The organism is Marinomonas ostreistagni (assembly GCF_016461785.1).
In the GTDB taxonomy this organism is placed as follows: Bacteria; Pseudomonadota; Gammaproteobacteria; order Pseudomonadales; family Marinomonadaceae; genus Marinomonas; species Marinomonas ostreistagni_A.
Genome location: NZ_JAEMUH010000010.1, coordinates 163182 through 184064, shown reverse-complemented (window position 1 = coordinate 184064; position 20883 = coordinate 163182). Strand labels below are relative to the sequence as shown.

At 44.3% G+C, this 20883-nt stretch carries 21 protein-coding genes, 1 pseudogene and 1 riboswitch; of the genes and pseudogenes, 12 read left to right on the top strand and 10 right to left on the bottom strand.

Going from position 1 to position 20883, the window contains the following annotated elements; genetic code table 11:
- Window positions 1-159 precede the first annotated feature (159 nt).
- The 5 genes from JHD44_RS11955 to JHD44_RS11935 all read right to left on the bottom strand — a co-directional run bounded on the left by JHD44_RS11955 (window position 160) and on the right by JHD44_RS11935 (window position 4970).
- A complete protein-coding gene (locus JHD44_RS11955) occupies window positions 160-1179 on the bottom strand; it encodes a DUF2955 domain-containing protein (protein WP_199462974.1) in 1020 nt (339 codons plus the stop codon).
- Window positions 1169-2233, bottom strand: coding sequence for an HlyD family secretion protein (locus tag JHD44_RS11950; protein WP_199462973.1), 1065 nt, complete (start codon window positions 2231-2233; stop codon window positions 1169-1171). The genes JHD44_RS11955 and JHD44_RS11950 overlap by 11 nt, the downstream gene beginning before the upstream one ends.
- 1 nt (window position 2234) lies before the next feature.
- Entirely contained in the window at window positions 2235-2669 is a 435-nt protein-coding gene (locus JHD44_RS11945) for a MarR family transcriptional regulator (RefSeq protein WP_199462972.1), read from the bottom strand.
- Window positions 2670-2847: 178 nt separating this feature from the next.
- Window positions 2848-3792 (bottom strand): nucleoside recognition family protein, encoded by a 945-nt coding sequence (locus tag JHD44_RS11940; RefSeq protein WP_199462971.1) that lies wholly within the window; start codon window positions 3790-3792, stop codon window positions 2848-2850.
- 14 nt (window positions 3793-3806) lie between these two features.
- A complete protein-coding gene (locus JHD44_RS11935; protein WP_199462970.1) occupies window positions 3807-4970 on the bottom strand; it encodes an MFS transporter in 1164 nt (387 codons plus the stop codon).
- Between the two features lie 156 nt (window positions 4971-5126).
- Between JHD44_RS11935 and JHD44_RS11930 the strand changes: the two genes are divergently transcribed.
- Entirely contained in the window at window positions 5127-5771 is a 645-nt protein-coding gene (locus JHD44_RS11930) for a phosphatase PAP2 family protein (RefSeq protein WP_199462969.1), read from the top strand.
- Here the strand turns inward: JHD44_RS11930 and JHD44_RS11925 are convergent.
- Entirely contained in the window at window positions 5761-7368 is a 1608-nt protein-coding gene (locus JHD44_RS11925; RefSeq protein WP_199462968.1) for a methyl-accepting chemotaxis protein, read from the bottom strand. The genes JHD44_RS11930 and JHD44_RS11925 overlap by 11 nt on opposite strands.
- Window positions 7369-7465: 97 nt before the next feature.
- Here JHD44_RS11925 and JHD44_RS11920 point away from each other — a divergent pair, with 97 nt between their 5' ends.
- Window positions 7466-8020: a GNAT family N-acetyltransferase gene (locus JHD44_RS11920; RefSeq protein WP_199462967.1), complete on the top strand. Its 555-nt coding sequence runs from the start codon at window positions 7466-7468 to the stop codon at window positions 8018-8020.
- Window positions 7999-8403 (top strand): MmcQ/YjbR family DNA-binding protein, encoded by a 405-nt coding sequence (locus tag JHD44_RS11915; RefSeq protein WP_199462966.1) that lies wholly within the window; start codon window positions 7999-8001, stop codon window positions 8401-8403. The genes JHD44_RS11920 and JHD44_RS11915 overlap by 22 nt, the downstream gene beginning before the upstream one ends.
- On the opposite strand, the gene JHD44_RS11910 is transcribed toward JHD44_RS11915, so the two are convergent.
- From JHD44_RS11910 to JHD44_RS11900, 3 genes are all read right to left on the bottom strand, one after another.
- Entirely contained in the window at window positions 8400-8894 is a 495-nt protein-coding gene (locus JHD44_RS11910; RefSeq protein ID WP_199462965.1) for a DUF4405 domain-containing protein, read from the bottom strand. The two genes, JHD44_RS11915 and JHD44_RS11910, sit on opposite strands and share 4 nt — an antisense overlap.
- A 147-nt stretch (window positions 8895-9041) precedes the next feature.
- The gene (locus JHD44_RS11905) at window positions 9042-9587 is read right to left on the bottom strand and encodes a glutathione peroxidase (protein ID WP_199462964.1); all 546 of its coding nucleotides are present in this window, start codon (window positions 9585-9587) and stop codon (window positions 9042-9044) included.
- A 229-nt stretch (window positions 9588-9816) separates the two neighbouring features.
- Complete coding sequence (locus JHD44_RS11900; RefSeq protein ID WP_199462963.1) at window positions 9817-11412, bottom strand: isocitrate lyase; 1596 nt, start codon at window positions 11410-11412, stop codon at window positions 9817-9819.
- Between the two features lie 364 nt (window positions 11413-11776).
- On the opposite strand from JHD44_RS11900, the gene JHD44_RS11895 reads away from it, so the two are divergent.
- Both JHD44_RS11895 and JHD44_RS11890 read left to right on the top strand, forming a co-directional pair.
- A complete protein-coding gene (locus JHD44_RS11895) occupies window positions 11777-13951 on the top strand; it encodes a malate synthase G (protein ID WP_199462962.1) in 2175 nt (724 codons plus the stop codon).
- 149 nt (window positions 13952-14100) lie between these two features.
- Window positions 14101-14709 (top strand): hypothetical protein, encoded by a 609-nt coding sequence (locus JHD44_RS11890; RefSeq protein ID WP_199462961.1) that lies wholly within the window; start codon window positions 14101-14103, stop codon window positions 14707-14709.
- A gap of 51 nt (window positions 14710-14760) precedes the next feature.
- Here JHD44_RS11890 and JHD44_RS11885 read toward each other — a convergent pair whose 3' ends face one another.
- Window positions 14761-15246 (bottom strand): 6,7-dimethyl-8-ribityllumazine synthase, encoded by a 486-nt coding sequence (locus JHD44_RS11885; protein WP_199462960.1) that lies wholly within the window; start codon window positions 15244-15246, stop codon window positions 14761-14763.
- A 100-nt stretch (window positions 15247-15346) separates the two neighbouring features.
- A riboswitch (FMN riboswitch) is annotated at window positions 15347-15493 on the bottom strand.
- Between the two features lie 214 nt (window positions 15494-15707).
- On the opposite strand from JHD44_RS11885, the gene JHD44_RS11880 reads away from it, so the two are divergent.
- From JHD44_RS11880 to cobW, 7 genes and pseudogenes are all read left to right on the top strand, one after another.
- On the top strand, window positions 15708-16244 hold the full coding sequence (locus JHD44_RS11880) for a PAS domain-containing protein (RefSeq protein ID WP_199462959.1): 537 nt from the start codon (window positions 15708-15710) through the stop codon (window positions 16242-16244).
- A gap of 4 nt (window positions 16245-16248) precedes the next feature.
- Window positions 16249-17244 (top strand): annotated as a pseudogene (locus tag JHD44_RS11875) (methyl-accepting chemotaxis protein); the annotation flags it as partial.
- Window positions 17245-17250: 6 nt separating this feature from the next.
- Complete coding sequence (locus tag JHD44_RS19235; protein WP_418903731.1) at window positions 17251-17745, top strand: CZB domain-containing protein; 495 nt, start codon at window positions 17251-17253, stop codon at window positions 17743-17745.
- Between the two features lie 74 nt (window positions 17746-17819).
- Window positions 17820-18119: an MliC family protein gene (locus tag JHD44_RS11870; protein ID WP_199462957.1), complete on the top strand. Its 300-nt coding sequence runs from the start codon at window positions 17820-17822 to the stop codon at window positions 18117-18119.
- 100 nt (window positions 18120-18219) lie between these two features.
- Window positions 18220-18996, top strand: a complete 777-nt coding sequence (gene cobJ, locus JHD44_RS11865; RefSeq protein ID WP_133560675.1) for a precorrin-3B C(17)-methyltransferase — start codon at window positions 18220-18222, stop codon at window positions 18994-18996.
- Between the two features lie 21 nt (window positions 18997-19017).
- Entirely contained in the window at window positions 19018-19797 is a 780-nt protein-coding gene (gene cobM, locus JHD44_RS11860; protein ID WP_199462956.1) for a precorrin-4 C(11)-methyltransferase, read from the top strand.
- Between the two features lie 9 nt (window positions 19798-19806).
- A complete protein-coding gene (cobW, locus tag JHD44_RS11855) occupies window positions 19807-20883 on the top strand; it encodes a cobalamin biosynthesis protein CobW (protein ID WP_199462955.1) in 1077 nt (358 codons plus the stop codon).

The following is a 20883-nucleotide window of genomic DNA, read 5'->3' as shown; positions in this document are numbered from 1 at the left end:
CACATCAAATTATTAGTAATCAAATAAGTTATTAGCATAGAAACATTATTCATCAATGTCGAAGTGAATAATGTTGTGGTTTGTTATGAAGAGAAGGGGTTATGTAAAGGGCGGCGCCGCACTAGGAGTGAGTGCGGCGATTGTTTGATAAGTAGACAATTATGGTGTGTTCTGAGTCCATTTATAGCGGTTAAGCCAGTTATCTAAGAGATAAGCCGCGATAAGTACACAAAACATTGCTACCAGAACAGAACTAAACCGATATAAAGCACTAAAGAGAATATCTCCCTGTGGCGTTAAATACTGGCCGTACAGTATCCCAATGGTTGTTAAGGCGCCAAAGCCAATACCTGATCCAGAGCGTTCTACTAGATGAAAGTAGGCTGTAATCATTACAGTCATAAACAAAGATAGAGTGACTAGAAGAAAGTGAGAGATTAGGTCATACAATAAAACTTGCGCACACAGTGCTAAAACACATCCGTAGGCCACACCTTTCGCTCGTTTTTTAGCGCTTATAACAGAGCCTTGATACGTCATGGGGAAGAGAATAAGCATCGTCGCGACTTGCGCTGAAAGCGAGTCTTTTAAGTCTGCAATTTGAAACACGGCAAAAGAAATCGTTGCCAGTAAAGCCCCTAGAATCGTCCTATGGTTAATTTGAGAAGCGGAAGGTTTTACAGGTGGTGAGCCTTGAAAGGGCTCAGTGTCGGGAATGAGCCAATATAAAAGGTAGGCACTCACTACAGAAATTAGGGCCGCTAATACCGTTGCAACGACCATGTCCGTCGCTTGTCCTGCGTCGTAGCTGCCAAAATTCAATAAAGTGGAAAGCGTGATCAACCCTGAGGCCCACATTAGGAAGTAGCGGCTAGTGAGCATAAAGCGAAAGTGGTAGCCAAAAATAAAGAAAACCGCGAGTAGCATGGCAAATGGGAAAGGCTTTAAAAACGTTTGTAGTACCCACATCTCAAGGGCGCTAATCACTGCACCTACGATGAACTCTAATGCTAATGTGCGGTTAAATGTCGGCACCATGCCCAATAGCAACATAGGAAAAACAGTAAAGAAAACGCCATAAGGCCAATCCATGATTTTACACACAGAAAAGCCAATGGTGGTGCCAAACGCAATACGAAGTAAGCGCTTTTTCTCCGTAGGTTTCATCTCAGTAAACATAGTGAAGCCAGCTTACGATGCGCATTTGTACATGGCCAATTAAGCGTAGCAAGCTAGAGTCGCTTGATTCCACCATGACGGTTGCTTTAGAACCACTGACTAATGATGCGGGGATTTGACCTGTTTGGTTAACATACACGCGAATACGCTGTGCATCTCTGACCCAGCGGTCACTGTCATCTGGGGTTGCGAGAATACCATTTGCAGTGTTTTGTCCTTGAGAAATACCGGAGTCTCGGCTGGTTAAAACGCCTTCAAACAATTTTCCAGGAAAGGCATCGTAGACGATCAGCGCTGGGGTTCCTGGTGTAACACTGGCGATACTTTTTTCTCGAAAATCTGCCGTAATACGATCTTGTCCACTGATAACTAAAGACAAAAGAGACTGGCCGCTTTGGGTGACCATGCCTGGAACCAATTGCATATTGGAAATGACGCCATTTTGTGGCGCCAGAATCGTTGTGCGCGAAAGATTAAGTTGTGCATCAGCAACGGCGCTTCGAGCATTGTTCACCGCTATGTTATTACTCTCGTCGTCACCTAATGCAATGGCAATGGCGTTTTTACGTGCATCGATGGCGTGAAGGTTTGCTTTGTTAGACGCGACTTGAGCCGTGGCTTGATCTACTTGCTGTTCACTGACTAGATGTTGCGTTTGCAGTGATTTTAAACGTTTGAGCTCTCTTTCACTTTCTTGCAATGCGACGTTGGCAACGGCCCATTCGGCCTTAGCTTCAGCGATGTTTGCTTTTAATGTAGCGTTGTTCTGATAGGCCTGTTGCAAGCTCAGCTCTGCTTTCTCTAAGGCGATTTTATAGTCAGTGTCTTCGAGTCGAAACAGCACATCACCACGCTTAACTTCTTGGTTGTTATGGACGGCAACTTCAGTCACTTTCCCCGATACTTGTGGCGCAATGGTGAGAACGGGTCGCTGAACGGTTGAGTAACTGGTCATTGGAATCGTGGTGTCGGCAATCACTAGATAAGCGAAGATGACCAAAAAAAGTACAATGGAGCGCTTCATCCATCGATTAAAGTGTAGATCAGGTGTCATGTTAGTGTTTACTACTCATTTTCTGCGCGTTTGTAATAATGCTAAGTAAGGCATCATTTAATAGTTTGCGCTGCTCTTCACTCAGTCCATCTAGTAATGCAAGGCGGCCTTGATCCGCTATCGTTTGCATTTCCTGTAAGACTTCTTTGCCTTTACTTGTGAGCCAAAGTGTCTTGCAGCGAGCGTCGTGTTCAGACTCTTTACGTTGCAAGTAGCCTGCCTCGCAAAGCTGATTTAACGTGCGGATTAAAGAGGGTTGTTCTATGCCAATGTTGTTGGCTAGCTCGCTTTGAGTGCAGCCTTCTCCTATTCGCTTTAAATGTAGCATTGCAATCCAACGAGATTGTGTGAAGCCGAGATCTGACATGTAGAGATCGACCACGTGGCGCCAGCTCAGTGCAGCACGACTTAAGTTCCAACCTATGTTTTGCTCCATTTGAGCTTCCTGATTTAGTTAGCATGCTAGGTATTATGGATTTACCTAGCTTGCTAGGCAATTGAACATGGTTGACTTACTCAATCTTTATCAACTACAACGAATTAAGCAGCGATTTAGGCTTTTAGAGTGAATAGGTAATACAAGTTGGTTTGCTTAAAAGGGGGGATCTTCTACATCAGTAGAAGATCACAATATGGATAACACCCCGAATGACAATGCCAAGTAAACAGCCGTAGGCAGCATAGCGAATAACCGAACTGACGCGCTTTCCTGCAGCGGCAAAGATGGCAAGACCGGCTACATCAAAAGGGTTCGTGGCAAACCCTGCCATCATATTCATCTCACGAACACTGATGGATCCTGCCTGAATCATATCGAACATAATACCCATGTAGGCAGTGCCGCCAGCGATGTATTTCGTCACTAAAGGTAAGACGGCTGTTTCAGGTAGGTGTATAAATGCAAGCACAGGACCAAGCAGACTGGTAAGTAAATCAATGAAGCCTATTTCCTGCAATACTCTTACAAGAAATAGCGCAAGGATAAGCATAGGGATCATATTAAAAGCGATCTTCATCCCTTCTTGACCACCTTCAGCCAAGATTTCAACTACGGTTTTAGACTTGCTTTGTGTCGGCGCTGATATGACTTCATTGGCCGACTCATCAGTCGTTTGATCGAGGCGTTTTGTTAATATGAAATAGGTAAACGCTGCGGACGCTAAACCGCCAACAACTGAGCTGATCAGCAAGACAGGCAGATTTAACCCTAAAGCCAACATTGGAAAAGTAGCGTTGCCTTGAGACATGGTGAAGATCATGGCTAATGTTGCTGCAATATGGCGCCTGTTAAAGCGCTGGCTGTCCATAATGCTCAGGGAAGCTATCGGTGCGGCAAAGCTCACAAATGTGAGCTTGAGCGCAGCAAAGACCCCTAAGCCAGGAATGCCAAATAGGGTCGAAAGTGGGGCGACCTTGTTACACAACCATGTCAGAACCCCTTTAGCGTCTAAGAGCTTCATCAATGCCAGCATGATGACCATGATGGGAAGCAAAATATACAATGCCATGTTCAAGCCAGATTTACCGGCTTCTAACATCATCGATATAAGCAATTCCATGAAACTCTTCCTTGTTATGATTGTGCTTGTCTTGCTACAAGTTTACGGTTGATACCAAGCAAAATCAGAGCCGATAGGGATAACACTGCTGCGGTAGCAGGAATCCAAGCATAACCTAAGCCTACGGTAATCACTGCACCACCTAGCGCCGCGCCCAACGCATTACCTAGGTTGAATGCACCAATATTGATAGAAGAAGCTAGGCCAGGCGCTTTGTCAGCAATGGTCATCACTTTCATTTGTAATGGTGGGCCAATCATGAAGTTCACAATTCCCCAAATGAACACAGTGACAATCGCTGTGACCATGTTGACGGTGATGAAACTAAAAGAAAGCAAAATAATGACTTGTCCAATCAGTGCAACGGTAAGTGATAAATCAGGCGAGCGATCTGCCAACCTACCACTCGCGAAATTACCGATGGTGAAGCCAATACCAGCAATCATCAGCAAGTAGGCAATGTTGGTCTCTGGAATTTTTGCAAGCGTTTGAAGAATAGGGGTCACGTAAGTGTAAAGGGTAAACATCGACCCTGCGCACAAAATGGTGGTGAAGAATGTTCTCAATGCTGCAGGCTGCATAATCGCTTGCAGTTCTTGTTTTACGTTCGGACGGGTTGGTGTTTCCATATGAGGCAATGTGCGCAACAGGCCGATCATAGCTACCAAACCAAGTGCGGAGGTGGCGGCAAAAGCGATACGCCAATGAATGCTTTGCCCTAACCATGTAGCAATTGGGACACCAATGATGTTGGCAATAGTCAGCCCTAAAAACATAGACGCCACGGCAGATCCTTGCTTACCGACTGGCGCAAGCTTCATAGCAACGAGAGCACCAATACCAAAGAAAGCACCGTGAGACATGCTAGTGACAACACGAGACACCAGCAAGGTGGTGTAGTCAAATGAAACTGCTGACAGTAAATTGCCGACAAAGAATACAGCCATCAGTGCGATCAATGAGGCTTTATGGCTAAAGCGAGTCATATATAACGTGACAAGTGGTGCGCCAAACATGACACCAACAGCATAGGCACTTATTAGCAAGCCTGCTGTTGGTATAGAAACATCGACGCCTTCAGCAATCGTTGGTAGCAGGCCCATGGGGAAAAACTCTGTGGTGCCGATGCCGAAGGCACCCAAAGCAAGAGCAAAAACGCCCCATTGATAAGCTTGCATGACGAGTCCTTAAAATAATTCTTAAGCAAATAAAGTTGAATAACGATCTAGAGCGTAAAAAGAAGGTGGAAACTACGCGTAAACACCCCCTTTAACAATGAAGGCAGGTATATTGACGTATTATTACAAAACTTTTGCCAAAAGAAGGAAGGCAAATTGATAATTCGTATTGCTTACTTAATGTTGGGTGCCGTTGCGCTTATTAGCACTTGGTTTTCTCTAGGGCAACCTGGTGTGTTTGATCAAGCGGGTTTATTGCTATTTAGAAACGATTCTTTAAATCTTATTGGTCCACATTGGTTACCCGTAATCGTCAGAGACATCACGGCATTGGGGAGTAACTGGGTATTGTTGTACATCATGGTCAGCCTTTCAGCTATTTTGTGGTTCTCTCAGCAACGATTGGAAGCGACGAAAATACTAATGATGACTGTTGGCGGCGTTGTCCTCAGTATGGGATTGAAGTATGTATTTGAACGACCCAGACCAGACCTTGTCCCACATTTGATTGAAGTTTACTCGCCTAGCTTTCCTTCAGGGCATGCCAGTATGTCGATGATATGCTTTCTGGGGATGGCTGTCGTATTGTCACACGGTTGGGCTTTTGCTAGGGCAAGGCGAATATTTATTCTGATTGCTATTGTCAGTGCCGTGTTGGTTGGCGTCAGCAGAATAATGCTTGGCGTGCATTGGCCCACTGACGTTATTGCTGGTTGGGCAATAGGTGCACTATGGGTTCTTTATATAAACCAATATGGCTCACGCTTTGAAAGCATGAGCCAAGCTAAAACTAGGATTTAAACTGGTTAATGGTCTGATCAAGAGACTGAGATATATTCGCGATATCTTCGCTTTGACGCAGGATTTTATGGGACCCTGCACCAGTTTGCTCAGAGATAGCGCTGATAGCGTGAATATTATTGTTTATTTCATTAACCACCGCACTTTGTTCTGAGGCAGCAGCGGCAATCATCGTGTTCATTTCACGTATTTGGTCGACACTTAAAGCTATATCTTCAAGGGCATGTGCTGCCTTGTTTGCGTCATCAACGCTATCGTCGGCTTGGGCTTTACTAATTTCCATTGCTTCTACAGCTTGATTAGAAATTTTTGAGAGACTTTCAATAATGTTACGTATCTCTTCTGTCGAAAGTTGTGTTCTGCTTGCCAAGCTTCGAACCTCATCTGCAACGACTGCAAATCCACGGCCCTGTTCTCCTGCGCGCGCTGCTTCAATTGCAGCATTGAGAGCTAAAAGGTTTGTCTGCTCAGCTATGTCACTGATTTCTTGAGAAACGCGTCCAATTCCTTGAGCGCCTTCTGCTAACTTCTTCACAACATCTGTTGCGGCGTCAACTTTTTGGGCTAATTCAGCGTTTGTTTTAGCCACGTGAAGTACCATGCTCTTACCGCCGTCCGCTAACTCTTTAGTATCGCTAGCACTTATTTCGGCATTTGCAGCATTGCGAGCAACCTCTTCTGCGGCATTCGAGAGTTCTTGGATAGATTGGGCCAACAGTTCGCTTTCATTCTTTTGTTTGTCGACACCTTGGCTTGTTTCTCGAGTCACCTCTGCTAATTGGTCTGCAGATTCACTCAAATTATCCATGGTTTTCGTTAGGCTATGTATAGTTGGTTGGAAGCGGTCAAGCATATTATTAGTTGCTTGACCTACCATGCGAAATTCATCATTTGCCCCAAGAGTTATTCTGGGTCTTAAGTCAGCATTTTCTCCAATAATAGCCATGGTGTCTTTCAGGCGATTTAAGGGCTGAATCAGAACTTTAAGCATGATCATATATATCACCATGAGCCCAACCAAAATCGCAATAAAATTAATTGTAGAATTTTTGATGATGGCGCTCTCAATATTTTGATCTCGCTGTGCCATTGAATAGGTAATGCGAGCTGCACCAAGAATAGTTCCTTCTGCAACAGGGTGGCAGGTTAAGCAATTGGTACCGTGTCGATCTTGTGTCGCTTCAAAAGGGAGGATTAAAGTGATATGTCGTTCACCATCAACTTCACTAACATCAATGATGGTTTCTCCAGCCAATCCTTTCCGGTCTAAATCATCTTGTGGTTTTTCATGATCAAAACCTGGTCCATAAATATTACTAACGGCTTCTCCGCGCAACATACGAACGCTGGCAATGCCTTCACGTTGGGAAATTTTATCTCGTAGAATTTCTCGGCTTGCCATGGCGCCCGTGAACATCAACGCATTCATGCTATCCATGTAGCCATTTGCTATATCAAGTAACTGGTGTTCAGTGAGATCTAATAACTGATCTTTTTGTTGATGAGAAGAATATAGATTCAATGCAGCAATAATTAAAAATAGTATGCCTGCCATTGGCAGTAGAATTTTCCAACGTACAGATATGTATTGGTGCATAGACTATTAGCCTCTTCGATAGTATAGAATGTGCAAAAAAAGTACACGTACTGGCAGTGTATGATTGTTTGTCTATGAATTGTATTGATCTAGCTCTATGTTTATCGAGTTTATCGATGTGGCAAGATTGGATTTGGGGGTAATGAAAATGATTCGCTTAATAAATCAAACTGATTGGCCTGCGATTATGGAAATTCAAGAAGAGGCTTATCAGGAAATTACGCCAGAAGCGTTAAATGTGTTGCAAGGTAAATGGCGCCATTCACCCGATCTTTGTTTTGTTTATGAGCAAGAAGGCACGATCCGTGCTTATTTGCTGGCGCACACTTGGGCAGGGGATTTATTACCGAAATTAGACGCTCCATTACCGAACGAAATGGGTTGTGAGTATGTTTTTCTTCATGATTTAGCAGTGTCGAATCAAGCTCAAGGAATGGGGATTGGACCAAGCCTAGTCAAGCAGCTTTATCAAAGCTCTACTAAGATTAGCTTGAACTCATTCCGTTTAGTGGCTGTACAAGGCAGTGTTAGCTATTGGCAACAATTTGGCTTCTGTCCAATACCACAAATCGTTTCATCAGGTTATGGAGAAGATGCTGTGGTCATGGAAAGGTCGCAGAGGGGAAATGAATGTCATTTTATGAAGCACTGATTGAGTATGTGGAATCAAAGCCGGAAGCGGTTTCTGAGTATCCCTTTGGTCCAGATGCGCTGGTTTACAAAGTACATGGTAAAATGTTTGCACTGTTTACTGAGGTGGATGGCTGTGTTCGTGTAAATCTTAAATGTGAACCAAATCATGCAATCGAACTACGCAGTATCTTCGATGCGGTGAAGCCTGGTTATCATATGAACAAAAAGCATTGGAACAGTGTATTTTTAGATGGCTCCCTACCCATCGGAGAAGTTAGCCGAATGGTGGACCATTCTTATGAAATGGTTTTTCAAGGATTAACGAAGCGTCAGAAACAGAATTTGATGCTTCGTTATGATCATTGCCAGTTATTTGGCACAACAGATAAAACAAATGCCTAATTGGACTGAAATACTTTTCCAAGTGCCCCCATATTTCGCCCTGTGTTTCCTTCAGTTAATTCAGAAAGTGTTTGGGTACTGCTACTAGCAACAATCCCTTGTGAAGAGAGTATTTCCATCACTTCCTGTTCACTATGATGCGAGAGCTCAGCCAACACCGCTATAGGTTGGTTTGATAAAGCATTAATTGGCGCAATAAAAGGTGGCGCTGAACCTGAGCTATCACCAAATGGAATGAGGGATGCAATAGTCGTTATACTTAAAAGGATGAAAAGGGCAGCCCCTATTTTTGTTGTGATTTGCAGTTTTAGTGGACGCCAATTGAGTATTGCGTGTGCAATAGCAAAAATAATTAGGGCCATTCCTAGCCACTCATGTGACCATTTAGCAAAGCTAGTTGAGACATGGAAGAATAAAACTACACCTGTTACAGCTATTAATAGAAAGCCGCCCGCCATTATCGGACTTATCCACGTACGTTCCAATTTCATTGAATCCTCCAAAGATAGAGCTGATTTAGTAGAGGTTGCACCGACATCAATACCATAGTTGACAAAAGCAATCAGATTTTAGGGTACTTTGGAGGGAAGCGGTTGGATTAAGATCATGTTTTACGTAAAAACATGATCTTTTGATTTTTACCCGTTTGCTAGTGCAACGCGTATGGTGTTGATTAAGTTGATGTCGTCAAGAGGTGTATTTGGTGCAAATCGACCTAATACTTGCCCTGAACGACTTACAACGAACTTTTCAAAGTTCCAAACTACTTCAGGCTCTGGTGTAGGTGTGATGTCATAGCCTTTAAGCTTTTCTTCCATCTCTTGTCGGTTGACAGCGATCGGAGCTTGTTCAGTTAGGTAGTCATAAAGTGAATGTTTACTATCACCAGTTACCTTGATTTTGCTGAACATTGGGAAGGAGACATTGTAGTTTGTTTGGCAAAAGCTCTTAATGTCATTTTCTGTTCCTGGCTCTTGTCCCGCGAAATCATTGGCTGGGAAACCAAGTACCTCAAAACCAAGGTCCTTGGTTTGCTCGTACAGTGATTGAAGTCCTTCGTACTGTGGTGTTAGTCCACATTTAGATGCCACATTAACGATAAGTAGAACCTTATCGCAGTAGGGCGCAAGCGTGGTTTCATTTCCGTCGATATCCGTTACGTTGATGTCGTAAATATCAGTCATTGCAATACCCCTTTGTCATCATGAATAAACTTGGTGGTTTATTTTTGTAATAAGTTCCCTTGACCATTCTGTCGTACAGATAATGACCAATACGTGACAGCGAAGTTTCAGTGTAACTGGGAATGAGAATAGGTCAAATGACAAGCGCTAAAAAAATGGGCCGCACAGCGGCCCAACGCGGGGGGAATTGATCACTCTTGTGGAGTATTGATCATCCGCAGAAAGCGGGTTAAGCGAATTGGTTCATCGTGTTATCTTTACCAGACGCTTTTAAGGCAGCATCGCCAGAGAAGTATTCTTTGTGATCATCGCCCATATCTGAGCCAGCCATGTTTTGGTGGCGAACACAGGCGATCTTCTGGCGAATCTCTTCACGTTGAACATTCTTAACGTAGCCAAGCATGCCTTCTTCACCGAAGTACTCTTTCGCTAGGTTGTCTGTAGACAAGGCAGCTGTATGGTAAGTCGGCAATGTGATCAAGTGGTGGAAGATACCTGCTTCACGAGCGGCGTCTGCCTGGAAGTTACGAATACGGGCGTCTGCTTCTTTTGCCAGTTCACTGTTATCGTATTCCACGCTCATTAGTTGAGTGCGATCATATGCTGAAACATTGCGACCTTCCTCTTGCCATGCATCAAATACCTGCTGACGGAAGTTTAATGTCCAGTTGAAAGAAGGCGAGTTGTTGTACACAAGTTTCGCATTAGGCACGGCTTCACGAATGCGATCTACCATGCCTTTGATTTGGCCAACGTGAGGCTTTTCAGTTTCGATCCAAAGTAGATCGGCGCCGTTTTGCAAAGAAGTGATACAGTCTAGTACCACACGGTCTTCACCAGAACCTTTACGGAATTGGAACAAGTTACTTGCCAGACGTTTTGGTCGAACCAGTTTGCCATCACGAATCATTAGAACATCGCTCTCGTTCGCGCTATTCATATCCACTTCTTCAACGTCTAAGAATGCGTTGTACTGAGCTCCTAGGTCGCCTGCACTTGAGGACACTGCAATTTGCTTGGTTAAGCCTGCACCCAGAGAGTCTGTGCGGGCAACGATGACACCGTCATCGACACCAAGTTCTAGAAAGGCGTATCGCACTGCACGGATTTTCGCCAGGAAATCTTCATGTGGCACGGTTACTTTACCATCTTGGTGACCACATTGTTTTTCGTCGGATACTTGGTTCTCAATCTGAATACAGCAAGCACCGGCTTCGATCATTTTTTTCGCCAGTAGGTAAGTGGCTTCTTCGTTACCAAAGCCTGCGTCAATATCGGCAATGATTGGCACAATGTGTGTTTGGTATTCATCAATTTGTTTTTGAATTGCTGCTGCTTTGACTTCATCACCGGCTTCGCAAGCGGAATCCATATCGCGGAACAAACCGCCCATTTCACGTGCATCGGCTTGGCGTAAGAAGGTGTACAGCTCTTCAATAAGAGATGCTACCGATGTTTTTTCATGCATTGATTGATCTGGAAGTGGACCAAACTCAGAGCGCAGTGCTGCGACCATCCAGCCTGAAAGGTACAAGTAACGGCGATCAGTAGAGTTAAAGTGCTTTTTAATGGAGATCATTTTTTGCTGGCCGATGAAACCGTGCCAGCAACCTAGAGATTGAGTGTATTGGCTAGGATCACGATCGTAACGCTCCATGTCGGCACGCATGATTTTTGCTGTGTAGCGAGCAATATCTAGACCTGTTTTGAAGCGGTTCTGAGCACGCATGCGGGCCGCGTATTCAGGGTTGATGGCTGCCCAAGGCGAGCCATGCTGAGCGATTAGGGTAGCAGTTGCGTCGATATCGTTTTTGTAATGTGACATTGCAGATTCCTCTTTATGGTTTGGTCGCTTCACCGCTTTCTACGGTCGTGCAGTTCTTGATCACCATTTCAGTCTGCGATGTTTTTTATAATTTATCTAATCTATGTTTGTTATTGTGATCATATTTTTTGTGAATGTGTTTTTTTGTTTTAATGGGTTCATAGTGAGTCTCATATCACTTTAAATGCACATTTTGTAAGAAATTTACCAAAAGGTAATCAAGTTTCGAAATAAAAGTTTATTCATGGTTTTTATATGTGTATTTACTTTGTGAATGTGGTTTTCTGTATTTGACGTGATTTAGTACAGTTATTAACAATAAATAATCTGGCACGAGTAAGCTGGTATAAGAAAGGAAAGCGCTATGAAAGAACGAGTTCAACAAGGCGGTCTACAGATCGCATCAAGCCTATTTACACTAGTGAATGAACGCATCGCACCAGGAACGGGTATTGATCCAAAGGTCTTTTGGCAACGCTTTGAGGAAATTGTCACGGACTTAGCGCCTAAAAATAAAGCGTTACTGGCAAAGCGCGATGAAATTCAACAACAGATTGATGATTTTCATCGCGCACGTCATGGGCAACAGCATGATGCCGCAGCATATAAACACTTTTTATCAGAAATAGGGTATTTATTACCTGAAGGCGAGGATTTCAAAGTATCGACAAAGAATGTAGATGCTGAGATTGCCTTACAAGCTGGTCCTCAGTTAGTGGTGCCTGTAAAAAATGCGCGTTTCGCTCTAAATGCCGCCAATGCACGCTGGGGTAGTTTGTACGACGCGCTCTACGGCACTGATGCAATTCCTGAAGAAGAAGGTGCAGAACGCTCAGGCGGCTACAATCCAGTCCGTGGAACTCGAGTGATTGCATTTGGCCGACAACTGTTAGACCAAGCTGCGCCATTGGTGAGTGGTTCCCATGCTCAAGCATTGCAATACCAGATTGTTGACGGTGAGTTAGCCGTGACCATGAAAAATGGCGACGTAGTACAGTTAAAAGAGACGGAAAAATGCGTTGGTTATCAAGGTAAGTCGGATGCCCCTACTGCAGTGCTGTTAAAAAATAATGAGCTGCATCTCGAAATCCAGATCGATCCAAATGGCTTTATTGGTCAGCACGATCAAGCTGGTGTACAAGATATTTTAGTTGAAGCAGCAGTATCAACCATTATGGATTGTGAAGACTCGATTGCGGCTGTGGATGCGGAAGATAAGGTGGAGGTGTACAGCAACTGGCTTGGTTTGATGCAAGGTACCCTTGAGGAGTCGTTTGATAAAGGCGGGAAAACGGTGACTCGTTCCATGAATCCAGATCGCAAATATCTAGATAAGTCTGGAGAGTCATTTAGCCTTCATGGCCGCAGTCTTTTGTTTATTCGTAATGTCGGTCATTTGATGACGAATCCAGCCATCTTAGATGCAAATGGAAACGAAGTACCTGAAGGTATCATGGATGGCATGATCACAGTGTTAGCTGCAATGCATGACTTACAAGGCAATACGAAGCGCAAAAATAGCCGTGCTGGCAGCGTTAATATTGTAAAGCCAAAAATGCACGGTCCTGAGGAAGTTGCGTTTACAGTTGAATTGTTTGGTCGTATTGAGCAAGCCTTGGGATTGGATCGCAACACCTTGAAGGTCGGTATCATGGATGAAGAGCGTCGTACGACGGTAAACCTAAAAGAATGTATACGCCAAGCGAAAGAGCGAGTGGTATTTATTAATACTGGTTTCCTTGATCGCACCGGAGATGAGATCCATACCTCTATGCTAGCAGGGCCTTTTGTACCGAAGGCCGCTATGAAGCAGCAAGCTTGGATCAAAGCCTATGAAGATTGGAATGTTGATGTAGGCATTGAATGTGGTTTGCCGGGTAAAGCGCAGATTGGTAAAGGAATGTGGGCGATGCCTGATGAGATGGCCGCGATGCTTGAGCAAAAAATCGGCCACCCTATGTCTGGTGCCAGTACCGCATGGGTTCCCTCACCAAATGGTGCAACGTTACATGCTACTCACTACCACACGGTGAATGTGCGTGAACGTCAGGCAGAGCTTGCGACGCGTGAGCGAGCTAGCCTAGATGATATTTTAGACATCCCATTAGTTGACGACCCAACCACATTAACAGATGAGCAGATTCAATTTGAACTGGATAACAATGCTCAAGGGATCTTGGGTTACGTTGTTCGTTGGATCGATCAAGGAGTAGGGTGTTCTAAGGTGCCAGACATTAATAATGTTGGTCTTATGGAAGACCGAGCTACGCTACGGATTTCATCACAGCATATTGCGAACTGGCTAGAGCATGGTATTTGCAGTGCAGAGCAGGTGATGGCATCAATGAAGCGTATGGCGGCAGTGGTCGACGAGCAAAATGCGCAAGATTTGGCTTACACAGCGATGGCGCCTAATTTTGACGGAGTAGCGTTTAAAGCAGCTTGTGATTTGGTGTTCAAAGGAAAAGAGCAGCCAAATGGCTACACAGAGCCACTGTTGCATGCTCGACGTTTAGAGTTTAAAGCACTAAACGCCTAACACAAATTGTTTAGTGATCGCTCGGTTTGCCTTGCATCAGGGGAACCGAGCTTTTTTATTTGTTTCGTAGGGCGATTCTCCCTAATCTATAGCACTAAATTACTCAGGAAGAGTGATTTGATAAATGGATGATGTTTAAGAGAGACAATATGAGACAGCTATTAGGTGTGTTGGGACTGACACTGGCAACCTCCATGGCTTCAGCAGCCACGGAAACCGTTGAAAACAATGTTGGTACTTTGTTGCTTGAAGGAAGTGTGGGCAGTGAATACTCTCAGTTTGGTGTAGGGCTTGGGATTAAGCCAGAAAATAACCGACCAGGTTTTGGTGGGTTGTACTACGAGCAGGTCGATTTAGACCACGGGGTAGGCACTCGAATCCAGTTGTTAGGTTTTCGCGGGTTTAGTGTCGAGGGAACTGGAGACGACCCTCGTGGTGCGGACATTACTCTCGGATTAAGCCGAACTGAGCATGGTGATTACAAGCGAACAGGACTGAGTGGTAAGGCTGCTCTTTTTGTTCCTTTGACGCAGAAGCTGACTTGGACTGTCGGCGGAGACATACGGCCAACCTTTCTTTCCTTTGACTGGAACAATGATGTGCTAACTGAGTTCGCAGTGAAAGTAGGTTTGGATTGGCGATTGATGGAGAATTTAGGTGTGTTTGGTCATTACTATCATGAAGGTATTTTATCCGATAGTTTCGATGAAGAGCGTTTGGGTAATGGAGTTGTAGCTGGATTTAATTTGGTTTGGTAGTACATAAAATGAAAGGCAGCTCGAAGCTGCCTTTGTTATGTATTCATTGCATTAGCTTTTGGCTAACTCGGTCAGCAGCATAGTACGGTTTGCTGCTTCCGCAAGCTCTTTCCCTTTCTTCACGAAGTGGCGCTTGAAGTAGCTTGAGTGCTCATCATGCTCATGGAAATTATGCGGCGTTAGAACAGCTGTCAGAACTGGTACTTCCGTTTCAAGTTGAACCTGCATTAAGCCGTTACAGACTGCTTGCGCAACGAAATCATGACGGTAGATGCCACCGTCTACAACAAGGCCACTTGCTGCAATGGCGTGGTAGTTACCTGTTTTCGCTAGTAACTTAGCCTGAAGAGGAATTTCATAAGCGCCAGGAACGGCAATCAATTCTAAATTATCTTCTGAGTAGCCATGGCTTAACATGACTTCCTTGAAGCCTTCCCAACATTGAAGAACAATGTCGCTGTGCCAAGAAGCGTGTAAAAAAGCCACTCGTTTTGTAGCTGGATTAAATGTAAGAGAATTCGTTGAGCTCTGATTCATAAAGTTGTATTCCACAAAAAAATGCTGAATCAGGGCGAACGGGAGGCAAGGCCTAACCGCTTTGAAAACGATCAAAGTCTAAATTGGTAAATCTTGTCTACGCCGTCCTCTATCTTCCGGACTGTAACCGTCGGCTCTGGATTCACACCAGATCTGCTGTCCCTTCTAAATAAAGAAGGCGCTCGCGGGCTTTGAGATTGCGCTCATTACCGCCGGTGGGGAATTTCACCCCGCCCCGAGAACGAAGTCGCCTGAGCGACGTTTGATACTTTAGAACTATTGCCTGTTAAGTGTCAAAGTGAAAACAGGAAATTCATTGCACAAAAACGAACAATTTATGTCAGATAACACTAACTTATAGGTCCTAATTGATTTAGGACAGCTAATCCTTCACTAACGAGAGTAAAATTAATCGCATTATCGCTTAAGTATCTAACAATGGATGATTGAGGAATCCTGTTATGAAAGTTGGTCAAGCAAAGAATTTAGACCATGAGGTTAAACTCAAGGATGATGATTTAATTGTTAGTAAGACAGACAAAAAAGGAAAGATTCTCTACGCGAATCGAAGCTTTATGAATATATCGGGTTTCTCTGAGCAAATGTTACTGGGGGAACCACACAATATAATTCGGCATTCAGATATGCCAAGAGGGGTTTTCCGCTTAATGTGGAAAATGCTGCAAGATGGGGATGAGTTTTTTGGCTTTGTCAAAAACCGGTGTTTAGACGGTGGGTTTTATTGGGTATTTGCGAATGTTACAGCTGATTTGGATGAGCATGGGGCGCTGCAAGGTTATTTTTCAGTAAGACGTCAACCCTCTTCTGCAGCAGTGTCTTTATGTGAGGGTTTATACAAACAAATGAGAGATATTGAAAGCCAATATCCTGGTAATGAAGGTATCAACCGTTCTGTGGAATGGTTGTTAGACCAAGTCTACACAATGGCCCCAACGTTTAACGAAGCTATGTTTACCTTGTATCAAAAAGGGAAGTGAAGCCATGCAAAAAAATCACATTAGTCGCAGTATCCCGTTTTTGCGTACACAGTTTATTGGGCTTGGGGCATTGGTGTTAACACTATTGGTCGCCATGTTGATTAACCATTTTTCCATAAAAAGCACGACATTTAATTTTATTGCTTCTACTTTAATCGCTTGTTCCTTTGCCTTAGTGATCTTCCAAGGGTTACGTTTAGTTGAAACCCTAAATCGACTTTCATTTACGATTTCTGCCTGTCGAAAAGGGGAGTTACATCACCGTATTACTAGTACTAAAGGGCTTGGCGAACTAGGGATTGTTGCGTGGGAGTTGAATGATTTACTCGATCGTATTGAAACGTATTTCAAAGAGCTTGATACGACGTTTACTTTTGTGGCCAAAGGCGATTTCCACCGCAGGCCGATCGCAGTTGGTTTGCCAGGAAATATGAAGCATTCAATCAATGCCGTTCAAGAGTCCGTTGCTGCGATGCATTCGAATGTTTCTTTAATCAACCGTAATGAATTGTCCTCTAAGCTTCATGAGCTCAATACTGAAAATTTAATCGGAAACTTGCGTGAAGCACAATCAGATTTGATGAGAGTAGATCAAGAGGTTAGAAATATCGGGGAGCAAGCTTCAGAGAACGCCAGTTCCGCTGAGCACAGCCTTGGCGCAGTCGAGCAGATTCGACATTCGATTCATACCGTAAGCGAAACCATCATCAAGGTCTCCGATGTAGTTGAAGCCTTAAGTCGAGACTCAGAAAAAGTATCTTCATCGTTGGTAACTATTAAAGACATCGCAGAGCAGACCAATCTATTGGCGTTAAATGCTTCGATTGAAGCCGCGCGGGCAGGAGAGGCAGGGCGAGGGTTTGCGGTCGTTGCAGATGAAGTCAAGCAGTTAGCGAACAGAACGAAAGAAACGGCAGAGTCTGTGGATCAGGTTTTATCTACTTTGAGTCAGCAGGTAAGTGAAGTCAGTCGTATCACCGAAGAGTCCAAGGAACTGAGCGCAAATATGCAGGAATTAGTTGGAGGATTTGAACAGCAGTTTAATCAACTTGCCCGATCCTCTCGTATTTCAGCGCTTAATGTTGATGGCGTGGCGACGGTCATTTATCACTCACTGATTAAGCTCGATCATGTCATTTATAAGCAAAATGGCTATGTAGCTCTGAATGCTGTGACAGAGTCAAATGAGTATAAGGCAGCGAAGGTCGATCATCACTCATGCCGAATGGGTAAATGGTATTACGGTGAGGCAAGAAACTTGCAAATTTCTAAGTCTTCGTCCTTTAAGCAACTTGAGCAGCCACATAAGCAAGTGCATGACTCAGTTCATGCAGCGATTGCGAAAATGTCGACTGATTGGAGCAGCAAAGTTGAATTACGCAATGAGATTGTTGACTCAATGCGCTCCGCTGAAGAGGGAAGCAGCCAAGTTATTCATTGGGTCAATAAGTTAACCGATGAGCATATGGAAGAATTAGAGATACAAATTAGTCGTGTTTAACGGCTAATTTGTATCTAAGGGAAAATAGCGTTAAGTTATATTCTTACTACTCTTATTGATTGAATGGATTCAACATGAAACAGCATTGGGTTTGCGTCATATTGTTAAATTTACTCACCACATATTCTTTTGCTGAAGATCCTAAGGGGCTACTCAACTACCACTGCCAAGGGTTAAATGTTGCAGTGGGATTTGAACAAGATAAAGCCAGAGTCGTAATTAATCACTACGCTTATATCCTTGAGCGCTCATATTCCGCATCGGGCTCTCTATATTTGGGTGATGTATTAAGCTTTTGGGATAAAGGTCAAAAGGCCACCTTGATTTATAGTGGTGACCGCTCCATCACCTGCAAACTCCTTGCAAATAAATAACTAACCTCTTGAACATTCCTCATTTTTTTACAGGTCGATTTCATGCGTCTTACTTTGGTGGCAGTGTATAATCGCTTCAAAATCAAATGAGAGTGAGAGTATGAGCAAGCTATTTGTAATGGGAATGGGGCCTGGTGATTTAGGTTTAGTTGCACCGAATGCTACCAAGGCTTTAGCGGCTTGCTCTGATTGGGTTGCCTACGGTTATTACTTAGAGCTATTAGGTGAGCTAAGTGAGGGTAAAACCTTTCATGATTTACCTCTCGGAGAAGAAATTGGTCGAGCTCGTTTAGCGCTTGATCTTGCCGCACAAGGGAAAACCACTGCACTCATATCCAGTGGGGATATCGGCATCTATGCCATGGCTACCTTGGTATTTGAACTCTTGGATCAGCAACTTCAAGGTAAAGAAAACCATCCTGAATGGCTGGATGTCGAGATCGAGGTCATCCCTGGTATTTCTGCAATGCAAGCGGGAGCAAGTCGCGTTGGTGCCATGCTTGGTCACGACTTTTGTACTGTGTCTTTAAGCGATTTACTGACCCCATGGGAAACCATTGATAAGCGTATTCATGCCGCTGGCGCAGGCGATTTCGTCATTTCCTTCTACAACCCTGTCTCACGTAAACGGGATTGGCAGCTAAATCATGCTCGTGATGTGTTGCTGCAATATCGACCAGCTTCCACCCCAGTCATGATTGGCCGTCAATTAACGCGTCCAGAAGAAGAGATTACCTTTACGACTTTAGGTGAGTTAGATGCCAAAGATGTGGATATGTTCACCATGGTCAGTGTAGGTAACAGTGAGTCGCGCCATATTGTAAACGGTGAAAAACACTGGATTTACACGCCTCGTGGTTATTCAAAGAAGCTTTAACGACAAATTAAGGGTTTATTCATGACAGTATTCTTTATTGGGGCTGGGCCTGGTGATCCAGACTTGATGACAGTTAAAGCATTGAAGACCATTGAGCGCTGTTCAGTGATCTTGTATGCGGGATCGCTGATCCCTACAGAAGTGATTGATAACGTACGTGACCGTGCTGAAGCGATTTACGACACCGCGTCTTTGAATCTTGATGAAACCACTGAAATCATTCGCCAAGCTGCCGCTGAAGGAAAGCACGTGGCGCGCTTGCAAAGTGGTGATCCTGCTCTTTACGGTGCGATCGGGGAACAAATGCGCCGTCTCGATGCCTTAAACATCGATTATGAAGTGATCCCTGGCGTCAGCGCGGTGGCGGCCTCTGCTGCTATGTTGCAAAAGGAACTGACGTTATCCGGTGTTTCTCAAACGGTGATCATGACCCGCTATGAAGGTAAAACACCTTTTCCTGAACGTGAGCGTTTGCCGACGCTTGCGAAAAGCGGTGCCACATTAGCGATTCACCTTGGCATTACTCGCATACATAAGATTGTCGAAGAACTCCTCCCGCATTATGGTGAGGATTGCCCTGTCGCAGTATGTTATCGCACCAGTTGGCCTGATCAGGACTACGTGACAGGGACATTAAAGGACATCGTAGAGAAAGTGCGTGCGAAGAAATTTACCCGAACCAGTTTAATCTTGGTTGGACATGTATTAGATACAGAAGACTTTGCCGACTCGTACCTATATGACAAGTCACAAGCTCATATTTACCGCAAAATTCACCGTAAAAACGATGGTGAGGCGTAAGGATTGACTATGCAATTAAATAAGATTCCAACAACGGTCGTCACTGGCTTTTTAGGCAGCGGTAAGACCACACTGTTATCAAATGTTCTTAAGCAAGCAGCAGGTAAGCGCATTGCTGTGATTGTGAATGAGTTTGGTGAATTAGACATTGATACGGACCTGCTTCGTTCTTGCCCGCTAGATTGTGAAGATGAGAGCGCAGCACAACGTGGCGAAGACGGCTTTTACGAACTGGCAAACGGTTGTATCTGCTGTACGGTAGAAGAAGAGTTCCTACCCGTGATGCAACAACTCGTGGCGCGTCGAGATGATATTGACCATATTCTGATTGAAACCAGCGGCTTAGCTTTACCAAAGCCATTAGTGCAGGCCTTTAACTGGCCTGGCATCAAAGAGCATTGTACGGTGGATGCTGTGATCACTGTGGTGGACGGACCAGCTGTGGCTGCGGGCCGCTTTGCTCACGATGAAGAAAAAGTCCAAGCGCAACGTCTGGCGGATGAGTCGTTGGATCATGATCCATCTTTACAAGAATTATTGGATGATCAGTTAAGCGCAGCGGATTTGGTGGTTGTCAGTAAGAATGACCTTCTAGATGCTTCACAACGTGAGCGTGTGAAGCAAGTGATCGAAAGTGAGGTGGAATCCAGCGTTAAGATTACTTACATCGAAAACGGTGAAGCGGCTCTAGACGTATTGCTGGGGCTGGAAGCGGCCACTGAAGCTCGTATCGAAGACGTTCACAATCACCACGATCATCATCATGCACACGGACACGATCATGATCATGCCCACGATCATTTTGATTCGTTTGTGGTTAAGTTAGGTGAAGTGGATGCTGACTCTCTGCAAGACACGCTAGAAGAGCTTGTGGAAAATAATAATATATACCGTATCAAAGGCTTTGCTGCCGTGAATGGTAAGCCTATGCGTCAAGTGTTTCAGGTTGTTGGTACGCGTCTTGACCGTTACTTTGATCGCTTATGGCAACCGGATGAGCTACGCCAAACACAGCTTGTGTTTATCGGCAAAGGCATCAGCAAAGACCAGATTGAAGACAAACTCAACGCGGCTCTGACCGCTTAA